General features: G+C 58.0%; 16 protein-coding genes. 10 read left to right on the forward strand and 6 right to left on the reverse strand.

Annotation, left to right across the window (positions count from 1 at the left end; genetic code table 11):
• Positions 1–5: 5 nt before the first annotated feature.
• A complete protein-coding gene (locus tag ACSJLU_RS12115; RefSeq protein ID WP_197810917.1) occupies positions 6–1,181 on the reverse strand; it encodes a Gfo/Idh/MocA family protein in 1,176 nt (391 codons plus the stop codon).
• A 67-nt stretch (positions 1,182–1,248) separates the two neighbouring features.
• Positions 1,249–2,172 carry a substrate-binding domain-containing protein gene (locus tag ACSJLU_RS12120; RefSeq protein ID WP_380827732.1) on the reverse strand — a complete coding sequence of 308 codons (924 nt, stop codon included), beginning with the start codon at positions 2,170–2,172 and terminating at the stop codon, positions 1,249–1,251.
• A 317-nt stretch (positions 2,173–2,489) separates the two neighbouring features.
• On the opposite strand from ACSJLU_RS12120, the gene ACSJLU_RS12125 reads away from it, so the two are divergent.
• From ACSJLU_RS12125 to ACSJLU_RS12135, 3 genes are all read left to right on the forward strand, one after another.
• The gene (locus tag ACSJLU_RS12125) at positions 2,490–3,500 is read left to right on the forward strand and encodes a LacI family DNA-binding transcriptional regulator (RefSeq protein ID WP_049295620.1); all 1,011 of its coding nucleotides are present in this window, start codon (positions 2,490–2,492) and stop codon (positions 3,498–3,500) included.
• Positions 3,501–3,539: 39 nt separating this feature from the next.
• A complete protein-coding gene (locus ACSJLU_RS12130; protein WP_049295621.1) occupies positions 3,540–4,052 on the forward strand; it encodes a hypothetical protein in 513 nt (170 codons plus the stop codon).
• 86 nt (positions 4,053–4,138) lie between these two features.
• Positions 4,139–4,519: a nuclear transport factor 2 family protein gene (locus ACSJLU_RS12135; RefSeq protein ID WP_049295622.1), complete on the forward strand. Its 381-nt coding sequence runs from the start codon at positions 4,139–4,141 to the stop codon at positions 4,517–4,519.
• Between the two features lie 193 nt (positions 4,520–4,712).
• Here ACSJLU_RS12135 and ACSJLU_RS12140 read toward each other — a convergent pair whose 3' ends face one another.
• On the reverse strand, positions 4,713–4,991 hold the full coding sequence (locus tag ACSJLU_RS12140) for a GrpB family protein (RefSeq protein WP_439041084.1): 279 nt from the start codon (positions 4,989–4,991) through the stop codon (positions 4,713–4,715).
• Between the two features lie 400 nt (positions 4,992–5,391).
• Between ACSJLU_RS12140 and ACSJLU_RS12145 the strand changes: the two genes are divergently transcribed.
• Complete coding sequence (locus tag ACSJLU_RS12145; protein ID WP_025302858.1) at positions 5,392–5,769, forward strand: VOC family protein; 378 nt, start codon at positions 5,392–5,394, stop codon at positions 5,767–5,769.
• A gap of 79 nt (positions 5,770–5,848) precedes the next feature.
• Here ACSJLU_RS12145 and ACSJLU_RS12150 read toward each other — a convergent pair whose 3' ends face one another.
• Positions 5,849–6,313 (reverse strand): YbaK/EbsC family protein, encoded by a 465-nt coding sequence (locus ACSJLU_RS12150; protein ID WP_197758736.1) that lies wholly within the window; start codon positions 6,311–6,313, stop codon positions 5,849–5,851.
• 168 nt (positions 6,314–6,481) lie between these two features.
• On the opposite strand from ACSJLU_RS12150, the gene ACSJLU_RS12155 reads away from it, so the two are divergent.
• From ACSJLU_RS12155 to ACSJLU_RS12175, 5 genes are all read left to right on the forward strand, one after another.
• A complete protein-coding gene (locus ACSJLU_RS12155; RefSeq protein ID WP_025302860.1) occupies positions 6,482–6,907 on the forward strand; it encodes a DUF2231 domain-containing protein in 426 nt (141 codons plus the stop codon).
• A gap of 10 nt (positions 6,908–6,917) precedes the next feature.
• Positions 6,918–8,219 carry a PQQ-dependent sugar dehydrogenase gene (locus ACSJLU_RS12160; protein ID WP_025302861.1) on the forward strand — a complete coding sequence of 434 codons (1,302 nt, stop codon included), beginning with the start codon at positions 6,918–6,920 and terminating at the stop codon, positions 8,217–8,219.
• A gap of 353 nt (positions 8,220–8,572) precedes the next feature.
• Positions 8,573–8,959: a DUF2946 domain-containing protein gene (locus ACSJLU_RS12165; RefSeq protein WP_230203382.1), complete on the forward strand. Its 387-nt coding sequence runs from the start codon at positions 8,573–8,575 to the stop codon at positions 8,957–8,959.
• A 280-nt stretch (positions 8,960–9,239) separates the two neighbouring features.
• Positions 9,240–11,252: a TonB-dependent copper receptor gene (locus ACSJLU_RS12170; protein WP_337660841.1), complete on the forward strand. Its 2,013-nt coding sequence runs from the start codon at positions 9,240–9,242 to the stop codon at positions 11,250–11,252.
• 141 nt (positions 11,253–11,393) lie between these two features.
• Positions 11,394–11,555 (forward strand): hypothetical protein, encoded by a 162-nt coding sequence (locus ACSJLU_RS12175; RefSeq protein WP_162837924.1) that lies wholly within the window; start codon positions 11,394–11,396, stop codon positions 11,553–11,555.
• Positions 11,556–11,577: 22 nt separating this feature from the next.
• On the opposite strand, the gene ACSJLU_RS12180 is transcribed toward ACSJLU_RS12175, so the two are convergent.
• Positions 11,578–12,471 carry a LysR family transcriptional regulator gene (locus ACSJLU_RS12180; RefSeq protein ID WP_060433088.1) on the reverse strand — a complete coding sequence of 298 codons (894 nt, stop codon included), beginning with the start codon at positions 12,469–12,471 and terminating at the stop codon, positions 11,578–11,580.
• A gap of 84 nt (positions 12,472–12,555) precedes the next feature.
• On the opposite strand from ACSJLU_RS12180, the gene ACSJLU_RS12185 reads away from it, so the two are divergent.
• Complete coding sequence (locus ACSJLU_RS12185) at positions 12,556–13,332, forward strand: NAD(P)H-dependent oxidoreductase (RefSeq protein WP_127145917.1); 777 nt, start codon at positions 12,556–12,558, stop codon at positions 13,330–13,332.
• Positions 13,333–13,347: 15 nt separating this feature from the next.
• Here the strand turns inward: ACSJLU_RS12185 and ACSJLU_RS12190 are convergent, their stop codons facing one another.
• A complete protein-coding gene (locus ACSJLU_RS12190; RefSeq protein WP_072008229.1) occupies positions 13,348–13,998 on the reverse strand; it encodes a LysE family translocator in 651 nt (216 codons plus the stop codon).
• Between the last annotated feature and the right edge of the window lie 7 nt (positions 13,999–14,005).

Consider the following 14,005-nt stretch of genomic DNA (forward strand, 5'->3'; position numbering starts at 1 on the left):
TTTCCTTATTGGTAATTGACCCAGGTGGCGCCGTTGTCGGCGGAGCGAACGCAGTTTTCAATCCAGCGCACGCCTTCCAATCCGGCATCGATATCCGGATAGATCAGCGCGGCCAGCGTCTGCCGATCGCCGCGCTGACTGGCGCTGATGGCGATGGCGAACTTGAGGTAGATATTGGCCCAGGATTCGGCCAGCCCTTCGGTATGCAGCGCACCGAGCCGCTCTTCGGCCAGCGCGCTGTCGTCCAGATAGGGCATGCCGTGGTGCAGCGTTTGGCTGGGCCGCCCCTGGATCTCATAGCGCAATTCGCCGGGCGTGGAATCGCTCCATTGCAGGCTGGCGCGTGAGCCCACCACGCGGATGCTTTGGCTGTCCATCGCGCCCGCGTTGATGGCGGAGGCCCACATGCGCCCGACGGCGCCGTTTTCGTAGTGCATGAGCACCATGGCGTTGTCTTCCAACGGAGCGCGGGAAGAGATAAAGCTTTGGCGATCGCACAGCAGGGAGGCAATTTTCATGTCGGGCATCACCAGCTGCGAGATGTAGAAGGTGTGGGTGGAAATATCACCCAGCACAAAAGAGGGGCCGGCGATTTTCGGGTCGACGCGCCACTTTTGTGCCTCGAACGTGTCCGCGCTTTCGTTGGCATTGAAGCCGTGGGTGTACTGCAATTCGACCATGCGTATTTCGCCGATGTCGCCGTTTGCGATCATGGCGCGCATCTGCATCAGCAGCGGATGGCCGGAGAAGCCGTAGGTTACGCCGACGATAAGGCCTTTCTCCGCCGCCAGCGCCTTGATTTCTCTCGCCTCCGCCGTGGTGAAGAACAGCGGCTTTTCGCAGATGACATGCAGGCCGGCATTCAGCGCGGCGCGCGTGATTTCATAGTGGGTGCCGTTAGGGGTGGCGATGGTCACCACCTCAACGCCATCTTCGCGGTTAGCTTCTTGCTCCAGCAGCTGTTGATAGTTGTCATAGCAGCGTTCGGCGGGCACGCCGAGATTGACGCCAAACTCACGTCCGCGCGCCGCGTCGATATCAAAGGCGCCGGCAACCAGCCGATAGGCGGTGTTGTCGCGCAGTGCGCCGGAACGGTGTTTGTAGCCCACCTGGCTGAGGCGGCCGCCGCCGATCATCGCCCAACGCAGCGGGCGAGGGATGCTTCTTTCACCATTTAACATGCTGACTCCTGATACTGTGGTTTTGCACTCGGGTGCAAAGTGGGTTGAAAAAGAGAGTGGCAACGGCTTATTTCTGATTCATCTGTGCAAATTGCGGGTAGTTTTCTCGCGTCACGGTGGCGTAGGGTACCCAGTTATAGGGCTCGGTTTTGGCGTGATCCAACATCGCTCGGGTCACCTGCACCGCGCCGATCGCCTGGGCTTTGGCATCCTGGAAAATGGTCACCGCCAGGTCGCCATTTTTGATAAATTGCAGGCCGTCGGGCGTGCCATCGATACCGGCAACCAGCACGTCGCGCTTTTTGGCCTGTTTCAGCGCCATGATCGCGCCGATGGCCATCTCATCGTTGTTGGCGGCGATCGCATCGATCGCCGCGCCGTTCAGCAACCAGCCGGAAACCACGTCGACCGCTTCATTGCGTTGCCATTTGGCGGTTTGTTTCTCTACCACTTTCAGGTCTTTGTGTTTGGCGATCACCGCTTCTACCGCACGGGTACGTTCGCGGGTTTCTTCGTTGGATAGGGCACCCATCAGGATCGCCACGTTGCCGCGGTAATTCATTTTTTTCGCCAGGGCCTCCATCTGCAGGCGGCCGCTGAGCGCCGAATCGGAGCCGACGTAGGCCGTCGCGCCGCTAAGCGGCACTTCGGGCTTGCGGTTGACGAAGATAAGGGGGATCGCGGCGCGTTGGGCAGCCGTTATCATCGGCTGGACGCCTTGCGTATCGACCGGGTTGAGGATAATGGCATCCACGCCCTGATTAATCAGATCGTCTACCTGCTGCACCTGCAGGGCAACATCGCCCTTGGCATCGACGAACTGGCCTTGCAGCTGCTGCGCAGCCAGTTCTCGTGCCATTTGGCTGCGCAGGATGGAGACGAAGTTGAGATCGAAGTTGGCCAGCGCCACGCCGACCTGGTAGGTCTTGGCCTGGGCGGTCACGACAAACAGCGAGCAGGCTAACATCAACAGCAGTCTGGTTTTTTTCATTACGGTATCCTGTTGAGAAAAGAGGTGTTATGTAAAAACAGTTCTTTTGCAACCGGGTGCAAAGCAGGAGACAAAACCGCGATGAGTCTCTGAATGCCACCGTGAATGTCGGCCATGAAGAAAATTTGGTCAACAGGGGAAAGGTGAAAACAGCGCGGACGATCACAAACTCTTTACCTTTTGCACCCGGTTGCATAACAAATTGCAATCGGGTGCAAAAACGGGACATAATCGCAGCAGGTATACCGGCAGGCGCTTAGGGGATCTGAGCGAGCAGGGTATAGTGTGACTTCACCGAAGCAGAGATCGACGCAACCATGACGAAACACCACAAAGCCACCGCCAGCGACGTCGCCGAAAAGGCCGGCGTCTCCAAATGGACGGTATCGCGCGCTTTTACGCCCGGCGCGTCGATCTCAGACAGCGCGCGTGAAAGCGTACTGGCGGCGGCGGCCGAGCTGGGCTATCGACCCAATCTGCTGGCGCGCAGCCTGTCGCAAAAACGCACGCACATCATAGGCGTAGCCATCGACGAGATGAAGAACCCGCATTCGATGATGATGCTCGATATGGTCACCAAACAGCTGCAAACCCGCGGCTATATGGCGCTGCTGCTGAACATCACCGCCGGGGAAAACTACCGGGCGGTAATGGCGATGGCCGACCAGCTGCAGGTCGATGGCATTCTGTTCCTGGCGACGGTGTTAACCCAAGAGTGGGCGGCGATTGCGCAAGATCTGCATCAGATCCCGCTGGTGCAGGTATGCCGCAATACGGAAAGTGAACACATTGATGTGGTGAACATCGACGGCTACCGCGCTGGCGAAGAGATCGCCACGCTGCTGATAGAGCAAGGTCATCGGCGCTTTGGCTACATGAAGGGGCCGGATACGCAAAGTAGCCATTTGCTGCGCATGGAAGGCTACCGCGACAAACTGATGGCCGCCGGTTTTCAGCTGGATCGGGTGCTCACCGCTGGCCACTACGATCGCCAGCGCGGTTTCCAACTGATGAGTGAATACCTGCAGGCAACGCCGGAAAGTGAGCGGGTTGAAGCGCTGTTCTGCGAGAACGACGTGCTGGCACTGGGGGCGCTCGAAGCGCTCAGGCAAGTAGCACCGTCGTCAGCCATGGCCGTGGTAGGTTTCGACGATATCGACGAGGCCGGCTCAGCCAACTGGGCGCTGACCAGCTACAGCCAACGTATTGACCGGCTGGTCGAAGAGGCCTTGAATCGCTTGCTCGACAATCGCGCCACGGCAGACGGCGCTTGGCGGCACGGGGAATTGCGGGTTCGGCGGTCGCATTTGGCTGGGAAACCGGCGTAAGGATTTCTTTTTGTGTGACAATGTCACTATTGAGGCTTGATGAGAGCACATCGAGATGGAAAGAAGAAACTCTATAGAAGAGAAAGCGTTACATCCAGAGGGCCCATCGCCAGCGGTGGTAAGTACCGCTGGGAACGCCATGGCAAACAGGCAGACGATGAGCAGTTGCCACTGCGTGAAAGTATGCATGGGCAGATACAACATGGCATGGATTACACGCCGCTATTTCAATTTCTGCTCAGTAAAGTGGGCCAACCCTGGAATGAAGTACATAGCGAAGCGGTAAGTCGGTTGGATAAAGAAGCGCCTATTTTTTACCTGGTGGCGCTGCACCGTAAAAACTGGCAGAGCTATGTCCGCTGTGGTGAGTCGAGCTATTACAGCGGACTATGCATAGATGATCACGGGATACTGCAGAAAGTGAACCCGGCATTCACCGCAGAAGATGTGCCGGTGAGATGCCGCTGTTGTACCTATACGTTCAACGGGGAACTCGTACCCGTCACGGAAAAGAACTGGCAAAAACCCTATGAGAAGGAATCCTGGGAATAGTCAGGTTTCACGAGTGTCATTCTGGTGTAGATTGACTGCCGAAGTTTGCCAGATTTCACGTAGCGCGATCAAAAAAGGAGGGCATTTTGACCCATTTTACACAGTGGCTTAGCCAAATTCAGGCGCTTGAGGTTGAACTGCACCAGCCAACAACGCGCTGCGATCCGAAACATGTCGCGGCATTGTTGCATGAAGACTTTGAAGAAATTGGTCGTTCAGGCCTACGTTATGACAAATGCCAAACCGTTGCGGCGCTGGAGATGGAAACGGATTATCCGCCAATTTTCGCCGAAGGGTTTAAGCTGGCGCAAATCAGTGAAGGCGCCGTGTTGCTGACGTATAAAAGTTTTCAGCATGACGCGCAGGGCCGCGCCGTTCGTTGCACCGAACGCTCATCGATTTGGCTCCTGACGGAAAAGGCGGGTTGGCAGATGCGCTTTCATCAAGGTACGCCGACTAAGGGTTAAACTGAGATGGGTTGATAGATGGGCTTAAACATAAAAAAGGATGTCAGCCTGATAAGCCTTGAAGGTGAGGTGAGAAAGGACGGGCAGGATAATCCCGGTGCGTACCCAGTAATTCTATTTAACATAATATACATTATGCGCACCTAAGTAATGATATGTGGATTCTGCCGTCCAGGTCTGATCATGGGCTTTCTCATGCGGTTAACCATATCAGCGCCAGCTGCTCATGCCGCTGAACAAATTCGTTTTTCAACCGGCCATAAGCCGCCGGGTTTTGCCGGCTGTCTTCTGCTGCCTGACGTTTGATTGCCGCATATTGCTGAGCAACACCCTGATGCTTGCGCAGATAATCTCTGAACACCAAATGTCGGATCGCCTGTTCACTTACTGCAGTAAATACATGATTGCCGTTTCCCTTGATGTAGTAACGCCTGCCGGCTATGCCGTTCTCGCCGCGCGGCGTAGCTCTCATATCATGCATCCTGTCATTCAAACCATCCAACGCCGCCAGGCTTTAAGATATCAATCGCTGGTTTGGCCGGCAGCTCCGGCCTGCTGATGAATTGCCGTTAACATGCCGGCCGGTATGCGCTCTGCCATTTCCCGCTCCAGTAATGATGACCGGACATGATTTTCTATGGCGGCTACCTGCCGGTATTGGCCAGAAATCCTCTGCTTTTTTGATCGCGCTACGTGAAATCTGATAAAACGTGGCGGCTACGATACTGCAGATTTCATCCAAACGCGTCACTTAAACGGGCAGTATTTGCCTGTTAAATGCGCATTGGCGTGCGTTTGCATCGCTTTCTACGTCCAACACGGCGTTGGCTATACTGAATGGGAACATTCTTTCACGCTCAAGGAGCCTCCCCATGTTTGATCATGTGAAATTTGGCGTCAGCGACTTTGCCCTCAGCAAAGCGTTTTTCCTCAATGCGCTGGCGCCACTGGGCGTAAAGATCGTTGCCGAAGGCGAACCCGACTATGGCGTTGAGCTGTGCCGCGATCGAGATAACGTGTCATTATGCCTGTTTCAGACCGATGAAAAACCGGCGCATCTGCACCTGGCATTTGCCGCAAGCAGCCGTGAACAGGTCGATGCGTTCTATCACGCCGCGTTAAACGCCGGCGGCAAAGACAATGGCGCGCCCGGCTTGCGGCCCAATTACCATGCCCATTACTATGCGGCATTTGTGATCGCCCCGGATGGCCACAATATCGAGGCGGTTTGCCATCACCCGATGGATTAGTAATTTTCCCTGTTAAAACAATCTATTAATTAAGAATTGATACAATCTATTTAACATAATGTAATTGTGACGCGGTCACCTATAGTTGCCCTGTCACGTCAATCCACTCCGCTCCGGTGATGCTGGCCAGACGTTGCGGCGCAATTCTCACGCCTGAGTTATCGCTGCCGCCTGCCGGAAGCACTTCACCGTAACTGCACAGGCTGCGGTCGCAGTAAATTCTCACCGTTTCCGGTGCGGCAAAGGGGCAAACGCCGCCGGGCGGATAGCCGGTTAATGCTTCAACCTCTTCCGCCGGCAGCATACGCGCCTTCACGCCGAAGAATTGCTTGTACTTCTTGTTGTCGATTCTGGCGGTTCCCGCCATCACCAGCAGCACCACGCCATCGTTCACGCGAAACGACAGCGTCTTGGCGATCTGCCCGCTCTCCACGCCAAAGGCTTCCGCCGCCAGCGCTACCGTCGCGGTGTTCTTTGCCAGCACCGTCACCGTCGTCTCCGGTGCGTGCTCGGCCAGAAATCGCTGAACGCGCTCTATACTCATGCCCTTCCTCCTGATATTGCTAAGCCATTGATAATGCCGCAGTGATGGTTTCGGTTTTAACATCGCATGCTAAAAATGAGAATCAAAATTGTTCAAATCGGTGAATCTGAACAAAGCTTTAAGGGGCCAATGCCCTTTTTACCTATCATTTTTCATGGAGATGCCTGCATGACCACGCAAACGACAGCAAGGCCCTCAGCGGCCGCAGTGGCCGTCTATGAATGGCTCAACCCGATACCTTATGGATTTTTCACCGCGGCGCTAATTTTTGACATCATTTATGCCTGCACTGCCAATATTCAGTGGGTTAATGGCGCCAGCTGGCTAATCGCCATCGGCCTGATTTTTGCCATCATTCCTCGCCTGATTAACCTGGTGCAAGTATGGTTCGGCAGCGGCCGGCTGCTGGGTTCGTCGGTCAAACTCCATTTCTGGCTGAACCTGTTGGCCATCGTTCTCGCCATTATCAACGCTTTCGTGCATAGCCGGGATGCGTATGCCGTGGTGCCCCAAGGCCTGGTGCTGTCTGCGATCGTGGTCGCGCTGCTCAGCCTGGCGAATATTCTGCTGGCCCTTGGCGCCCGCGCAAAATAAGGAGGTTTTCATGAAGCTCTCATCTCTGGCGCTCACCCTTTCCGCCGTATTGGCCTTGGCCGGCTGCGATAACAGCGCCGTCATTTCGCCAGAGCAACAAATGGGCCCGGACCCGACGTTGCCGGCGGCGCAAGACTTTCTGATGCCGCCGATGCAGGTGCCTAAGGGCGTTGGCTGGCAACAAGATCAGACGCCGAAAGTGGCGGAAGGCTTGAAAATCGATAAGGTGGCGGACGATTTGCTTCATCCGCGTCAGTTGCTCGCGCTGCCCAATGGCGATGTGTTGGTCGTGGAGGCCAACGGGCCGGGCACGGAAGCGGTGAGCACGCCCAAGCAGCTGATCGCCGGCCTGGTGAAAGGCCAGTCCGGTAAAGGCGGTAAAGGGGGCAATCGTATCACCCTTCTGCGCCCGACCGCCGGCGGCAACTGGGAAAAGCATGTCTTCCTCGAGGGGCTCGATTCCCCGTTCGGCGTCCAGCTGATTGGCAATACGCTGTACGTGGCCAACACCGGCAATATCATGCAGTACGCCTATCAACCGGGCGAAACGCGCATCAGCGATCCGGGTAAAGAGCTGGCCGATCTGCCGAACACTATCAATCACCACTGGACCAAAGCTCTGCTGGCCAGCCCGGACGGCAAAAAGCTGTATGTTGGCGTCGGCTCCAACAGCAACATCACCGAAAATGGCCTGGCCGTAGAGTACCGGCGCGCCGCGGTACTGGAAGTGGACACCGCCTCCGGCGCCAGCCGCATCTTCGCCAGCGGGCTGCGCAACCCGACCGGGCTACAGTGGGAACCGCACAGCGGCAAGCTGTGGGCCATCGTCAACGAGCGTGACGAGATCGGCGCCGATCTGGTGCCGGACTACCTGACCTCGGTGCAGGACGGCGGCTTCTACGGCTGGCCTTACAGCTATTTCGGCCAGCACGTCGATCGTCGGGTGCAGCCGGCGCGGCCGGATCTGGTGGCGAAAGCCATCAAACCGGACTACGCCCTCAGCTCGCACGTCGCACCGCTGGGGCTGCTGTTCTACACCGCGAGCGCTCTGCCGGCCGAGTATCGCGGCGGCGCCTTTGTCAGCGAGCACGGCAGCTGGGATCGCTCGCCGCTGAACGGCTACCGAGTCAGCTACGTGGCGTTTGAACAAGGCAAGCCGGTCGGCAAGCTCAAAGCCGTGGTGACAGGTTTTGTCTCCGATGATGAGAAGGAACTCTATGGCGCCCCTGTGGGCCTGGCGATCGACAAGACCGGCGCTTTGCTGGTTGCGGATGACGTCGGCAACACCGTCTGGCGCGTCAGCGCGAAGTAAGGTTACGGGCGGGTTCCGGTGAACTCGCCCGTGACATTGTCACTCATCCCTCTGCGCCAGCCAGATCGTCATAAAGCGGAATAATCGTGCTCGCCAGTTTTTCCGTCATTAATATTGTCCCCGTCATGTCATTGGCGCAAAAAAATAGCCTTTGGTCAGAATTAAAGCGCTTATCCGATAATATATTCATCAACAGAGCGTTGACCAGAAATAAAAGGTTTTAACATTTCGACATAAACCAGTACAATTCCCTACCCTGTGTTAACCCTTTTTTTAGGTTGATTGTGTCGTTAATTCAGCCCTCTGCATCGCGAAATCGGGCCGCCGCCTGGTTAGGGATGTTTGCCATTCTGATGCTGTTCATTGCGCCGGTGGTCTCGCGATCCCTGGAGCATGTACGCGCCGGAAGTGCTGGAACGACCGCCATGGCGGATTGCGGCATGGATATGCCGATGCATCACGGGATGCACTCGCCGCCGTCTGAACCTGAAAAAGCCTCGCAGGCGCTGATGCAGCACGGCGGCGGCCACCACAACATGGCGATGATGATGGACGACAGCGCCTGCGGCTACTGCGTGCTGTTGCTGCACGCGCCGCTGCTGGACGTGAGCCACGCCCCGCTGTTCTGGTCCCAGTCGCTGGCTTCGCGCCCGCCGCCGATCCATTACCTCGTTCCCCTGTTTGCCCACGTCGTTCACACCGAATTACAGCCGCGCGCGCCCCCCGTCTCTTTCCTCTGATTTAACAATAAGCCCATTGCCGTTCTCTGTATTGCCGTTGATTGCTTCAACCCGGCGGAATTAACTCGCCCAACGGTTAATCATCGAGACGACATTATTAGTCCGGTTATTTCCACGTCGATGGAATTAACCTCCCGTATTTACCGATGGTGATTTTCGCCAGGCCGCCCTACGCCTGAATAATCCCTCGGCCAAGAACGGAATAGAGTTAGCTTAAGGAAAGATGATGTTTAAACCGACTTATAAAAAGAACGCTGTCACCCGCGCCATTACCACCGCCATGCCGTTGTTCCTGCTGGCTGGCCACGCGGCGCAGGCGCATCAGCCCCCTACCGGCGCCCAGGTTAATGATGGCGACGTGATCACCGTTACCGCACCGCTCTACTCTCCGCTGACCATCGTGACGTCACCGAAAACTCCGCGCCAGCCGGTGCCGGCCAGCGATGGCTCGGACTACCTGAAAACCATTCCCGGCTTTTCTCAGATCCGCAACGGCGGCACCAACGGCGATCCGGTGTTCCGCGGCATGTTCGGTTCGCGGTTGAAGATCCTCACCGACGGTTCGGAAATGCTGGGCGCCTGCCCATCGAGAATGGATGCGCCCACCTCTTACATCTCGCCGGAAAGCTTCGATCTGCTGACCATCACCAAAGGGCCGCAGACGGTGCTGTGGGGGCCGGGTTCGTCGGCGGGCACCGTGCGTTTCGAACGTGAACGTCCGCGCTTCGACGAGCCGGGTATCAAGGGCAACGCCAGCGTGCTGACCGGCTCCAATGGCCGCTGGGACGAGAATATCGACGCCAGCCTCGGCGCCGAGCAAGGTTACTTGCGGGTGATGGCCAACAAATCCCGCTCCAACGATTATCAGGACGGCACCAATACACGCGTGCCGTCGCGCTGGGACAAGTGGAACGGCGATCTGGCGCTCGGCTGGACGCCGGACAACGATACGCTGCTGGAAGTGACCATGGGCCGCGGCAACGGCGAAGCGCGCTATGCCGGCCGCAGCATGGACGGTTCGCAGTTCAAGCGCGAAAGCCTGGGCATGCGGGTGGAAAAATACAACATCGGCGAGGTGCTGGATAAGCTGGAAGCGCAGGTCTACTACAACTACGCCAACCACGTGATGGACAACGTCACCCTGCGCTCGCCGGGCAGCGGTGGCATGGGGGGGCACGGCGGCCATGGCGGTATGAGCATGGGCGGTCACGGCGGGCACATGATGTCTTCCGGCATGACGATGCAGCTCGATCGCCGCACCGTCGGCGGCCGCGTGATGGGCACCTGGCAGTGGCAGGACGTGAAGCTTGAAAGCGGCCTGGACACGCAGACCAACACCCACCGCAGCATGAGCCGCGGCAGTTGGGAAAAAGACGCCCAGTTCAACAGCTACGGCGCCTTCAGTGAGCTGACCTGGTCCACCAGCGAGCAGGATAAACTGATCGGCGGCGCGCGTCTTGACCGCACCCTGGTGGAGAATTTCCGCAGCGGCAGCGATGGGGAGCGTTCAGACACCCTGCCTAGCGGCTTTATGCGTCTTGAGCATACGCTGGCCGACCTGCCGCTGATGTTGTATGCCGGCGTCGGTTATACCGAGCGCTTCCCGGATTACTGGGAGTTATTCTCGCCGAAGCTCGGCCCGAACGGCAGCAAAGATCCGTTCTCCAGCGTCAAGAGCGAGAAAACCACGCAGCTCGACATCGGCGCACAATACAACGGCAAGCGCTTCAACGGCTGGGTCTCCGCTTATGTGGGCCGCGTCGATGATTTCATCCTGTTCAAATACGATCCGCACAATGCGCGTCTCAGCCAGGCCGATAACGTCAACGCCAACATCATGGGCGGCGAAATGGGCATGGGTTACCAACTGAGCGAGCACTGGAAAACCGACGCCAGCCTGGCCTACTCCTGGGGTAAAAACACCAGCGACGGCCGCCCGCTGCCGCAGATCCCGCCGCTGGAGGCACGCTTGGGGCTGACCTATGAGTACGGCGACTGGAGCGGCACCGGTCTGTGGCGTCTGGTCAGCAGCCAGCACCGTGTGGCGATCAACGAAGGCAACGTGGTGGGCAAAGACTTTGCCGAAAGCGCCGGCTTCGGCGTGCTCTCCGCCAACGCCGCCTACAAGGTGAATAAAAACGTCAAGCTGAGCGCCGGTCTGGATAATATCCTGAACAAGACCTACAGCGAGCACCTTAACCTGGCGGGCAACAGCGCCTTCGGCTATTCGGCCAACAGCGCGGTGAATGAACCGGGCCGCACCCTGTGGGCCAAGGTTAACGTCACCTTCTAAGCCATCCACCGGGCGATGGGCAACCGTCGCCCGGTCATGCGATATGCGATCCGGTTCTTAGGATATGAGTTTTAAGTTTTTCCCATTCGGTTTAGCGGCGATTACTATCACCCTCAACGTAATCAACGATCCGGAGGGAATATGCAAAAGCTCACTCGTTTTCTGGCCCTGCTCGGCGAGCTGATGATCGAAAAAGCCGACGATGTCGCGCCACAGGCTACTCAGCCAGACGATCGCGACGACGCGTTGCCACCGCGCCTCGAACGCGGCGTTCCGCTGGCCGACCGCTTCCTGTTCATGTAATTTCCCGCGCTGTTTAACCCGCTTACACTGACCGCACGATATGTTCGCGCAGCCACCGGTGAGCGGGATCTCGATGCGATCGTTCGTGCCACAGCATGGTCATTTCAAACCCCGGCACCGCCAGCGGCGGCTCGAGTTGTTGCAATAAAGGCTGGTTGCGCACCAGCCGCTCCGGCAGCATCGCCACCAAATCGGACTGCGCCAGCACCGAGATCACGAAGAGAAAATGCGGCACGGAAAGCACCACGCGCCGCGTCAGCCCCACGTCCGCCAGCGCTTGGTCGGTGATGCCGTAGAAACCGGCGCCGTCCGGCGAAACCATCACCTGCTCCAATTCGCAAAATTGCGCCAGCGTCAGGTTTTCATGCAGTTTAGGATGGCCGACTCTGCCCACCAGCACATAGCGTTCACTGAACAGCGTGCGCTGACGCAAACCGGGCGGCGCCCCTTCACGGGTGTGAAACGCCAGATCGATCTCTCCCTGTTCCGCCAGTTTGGCGATGCGTGACGGCGCGGTTTCCAGCACCGCCAGCCGGGTGCCGGGCGCCGCCGTGCGCAAACCGTTCAGCGCCGGCAGGACGATGGTGGATTCGCCGTAGTCGAAGGCGGCCACACGCCAGGTATCGGTCGCCACGGCGGGATCGAACGGCGTCGCCGGCGTTACCGCCAACTCAAGCGCCGCCAGCGCCTGGCGCAGCGGTTCCCGCAGCTGCTCCGCTCTGGCGGTAGGACGCATGCCGCGCGGGCCGGGCAACAGCAGCGGATCGTCAAAGATCGCCCGCAGTTTGGCGAGATGCACGCTGACCGCCGGCTGAGAGAAATTGAGCCGCTGCGCCGCGCGCGTAACGTTGTGCTCCGCCAGCAGCGCGTCGAGCGTCACCAGCAGATTGAGATCCAGCCGCCTTAAGTTATTCATGGTTATACCTGGGATAACGGTAATTCATTTCTAATATACCTTGTGACGTCCTAACCTGCAGCTCTCACACCAAGGAGAGTTGCTATGAATGTGCTGATTGTTTACGCCCACCCGGAGCCGCAGTCGCTGACCGGCTCACTGAAAAACTTCGCCGTTGAGCGCCTGACGCAGGCCGGTCATCAGGTACAGGTGTCCGATCTGTACGCCATGAAGTGGAAAGCGGCACTTGACGCCAACGACAGCCTGGAAGGTGCATCAGGGCCCCGTTTCGATCCTTCGTTGGATTCCCAGCGCGCGTTTGCCAACGGCGTGCAGAGCGCCGATATCGAACGGGAGCAGCAAAAATTGCGCTGGGCGGACGCGGTGCTGCTGCAGTTTCCGCTGTGGTGGTTCTCGATGCCGGCGATTCTGAAAGGCTGGTTCGAGCGTGTCTATGCCTATGGTTTTGCCTACGGCGTCGGTGAGCATTCCGACACCCATTGGGGCGACCGTTACGGCGAGGGGACGCTGGCGGGCAAACGGGCGATGCTGATCGTCACCGCCGGCGGCTGGGAATCCCATTACGCCCCGCGCGGCATTAACGGGCCGATCGACGATATCCTGTTTCCGATCCAGCACGGCATACTGCATTACCCGGGATTCGAGGTGTTACCGCCGTTTGTCACCTATCGTGCCGGAAAGACCGACGAGACGCGCTTCGCCGCCCTGTGTGAACAGCTCGGACAGCGGCTCGACAATCTGTGGCACACTGAGCCGATTCCGTTTCGGCGGCAGAACGCCGGTGACTACCTGATCCCGCAGCTGACGCTGAAAGCACATCTCGCGCCGGGGCAAGACGGTTTTAGCATTCACCTGAAATAGCGCGAACCGCTCCTCTTATCGCGGCGCTGACGCAGCGCCGCCCCCGAGGAGGAGTTTGGCGCCCAATCCCATCATGACCAAGCCCGTAAATCTCTGCTGCCACACCAACAACCGAGGATTGCGGGCGAGCCATTGCCCCACGGTGCCGGAGGCCATAGCGACAGAGCCCAGCGAAAGGATCCCGGCCAGCTTCTGAATGGAACCTAAAACGAGCAATTGCAACCAAACCGGCCCGGTTTCAGGGTTAACAAACTGCGGGAGGAAAGCAAACATGAACAGCAGCGACTTAGGGTTGGTCAGGCTGTTAATTGCCCCTTCTTTCACCGCCTGCCACCCGGTCATCATCCGGGGTTTCAGCACGGCATCGGAACGCTGCCGGCTTACCTTCAGCATTTTTATCCCCAGCCAGACCAGATAGGCGGCCCCAACCCAACGCAATACGTCCAACGCCAGCGGATAACTATGCAGCAGCGTGGCGAGGCCGAGCACCAGCATGGAAACCTGCACCATACCGGCGACAAAAACCATGCCGAAAACATTGAGCAGCGCGATGCGACGGCCTTGGCCGATACCCCGGGCCAGCGTGAGCATCATGTCCGGTCCGGGAGAGAGTTCCAGAAGGGTGAGTGCAACAAGAAAAGCAATAAACGTTTCGGCTGAAGGCATGGGGGTT

The organism is Serratia bockelmannii (genome assembly GCF_051803255.1).
Taxonomy (GTDB): Bacteria; Pseudomonadota; Gammaproteobacteria; order Enterobacterales; family Enterobacteriaceae; genus Serratia; species Serratia bockelmannii.

Excerpts from the sequence above, each read along its gene's own strand:
- ACSJLU_RS12175 (WP_162837924.1), top strand. The coding sequence starts at position 11,394 with ATGCAAAAGCTCACTCGTTTTCTGGCCCTGCTCGGCGAGCTGATGATC.
- ACSJLU_RS12155 (WP_025302860.1), top strand. The coding sequence starts at position 6,482 with ATGACCACGCAAACGACAGCAAGGCCCTCAGCGGCCGCAGTGGCCGTC.
- ACSJLU_RS12185 (WP_127145917.1), top strand. The coding sequence starts at position 12,556 with ATGAATGTGCTGATTGTTTACGCCCACCCGGAGCCGCAGTCGCTGACC.
- ACSJLU_RS12125 (WP_049295620.1), top strand. The coding sequence starts at position 2,490 with ATGACGAAACACCACAAAGCCACCGCCAGCGACGTCGCCGAAAAGGCC.
- ACSJLU_RS12190 (WP_072008229.1), bottom strand. The coding sequence starts at position 13,998 with ATGCCTTCAGCCGAAACGTTTATTGCTTTTCTTGTTGCACTCACCCTT.
- ACSJLU_RS12120 (WP_380827732.1), bottom strand. The coding sequence starts at position 2,172 with ATGAAAAAAACCAGACTGCTGTTGATGTTAGCCTGCTCGCTGTTTGTC.
- ACSJLU_RS12170 (WP_337660841.1), top strand. The coding sequence starts at position 9,240 with ATGCCGTTGTTCCTGCTGGCTGGCCACGCGGCGCAGGCGCATCAGCCC.
- ACSJLU_RS12115 (WP_197810917.1), bottom strand. The coding sequence starts at position 1,181 with ATGTTAAATGGTGAAAGAAGCATCCCTCGCCCGCTGCGTTGGGCGATG.
- ACSJLU_RS12145 (WP_025302858.1), top strand. The coding sequence starts at position 5,392 with ATGTTTGATCATGTGAAATTTGGCGTCAGCGACTTTGCCCTCAGCAAA.
- ACSJLU_RS12130 (WP_049295621.1), top strand. The coding sequence starts at position 3,540 with ATGAGAGCACATCGAGATGGAAAGAAGAAACTCTATAGAAGAGAAAGC.
- ACSJLU_RS12180 (WP_060433088.1), bottom strand. The coding sequence starts at position 12,471 with ATGAATAACTTAAGGCGGCTGGATCTCAATCTGCTGGTGACGCTCGAC.
- ACSJLU_RS12140 (WP_439041084.1), bottom strand. The coding sequence starts at position 4,991 with ATGAGAGCTACGCCGCGCGGCGAGAACGGCATAGCCGGCAGGCGTTAC.
- ACSJLU_RS12165 (WP_230203382.1), top strand. The coding sequence starts at position 8,573 with ATGCTGTTCATTGCGCCGGTGGTCTCGCGATCCCTGGAGCATGTACGC.
- ACSJLU_RS12160 (WP_025302861.1), top strand. The coding sequence starts at position 6,918 with ATGAAGCTCTCATCTCTGGCGCTCACCCTTTCCGCCGTATTGGCCTTG.
- ACSJLU_RS12150 (WP_197758736.1), bottom strand. The coding sequence starts at position 6,313 with ATGAGTATAGAGCGCGTTCAGCGATTTCTGGCCGAGCACGCACCGGAG.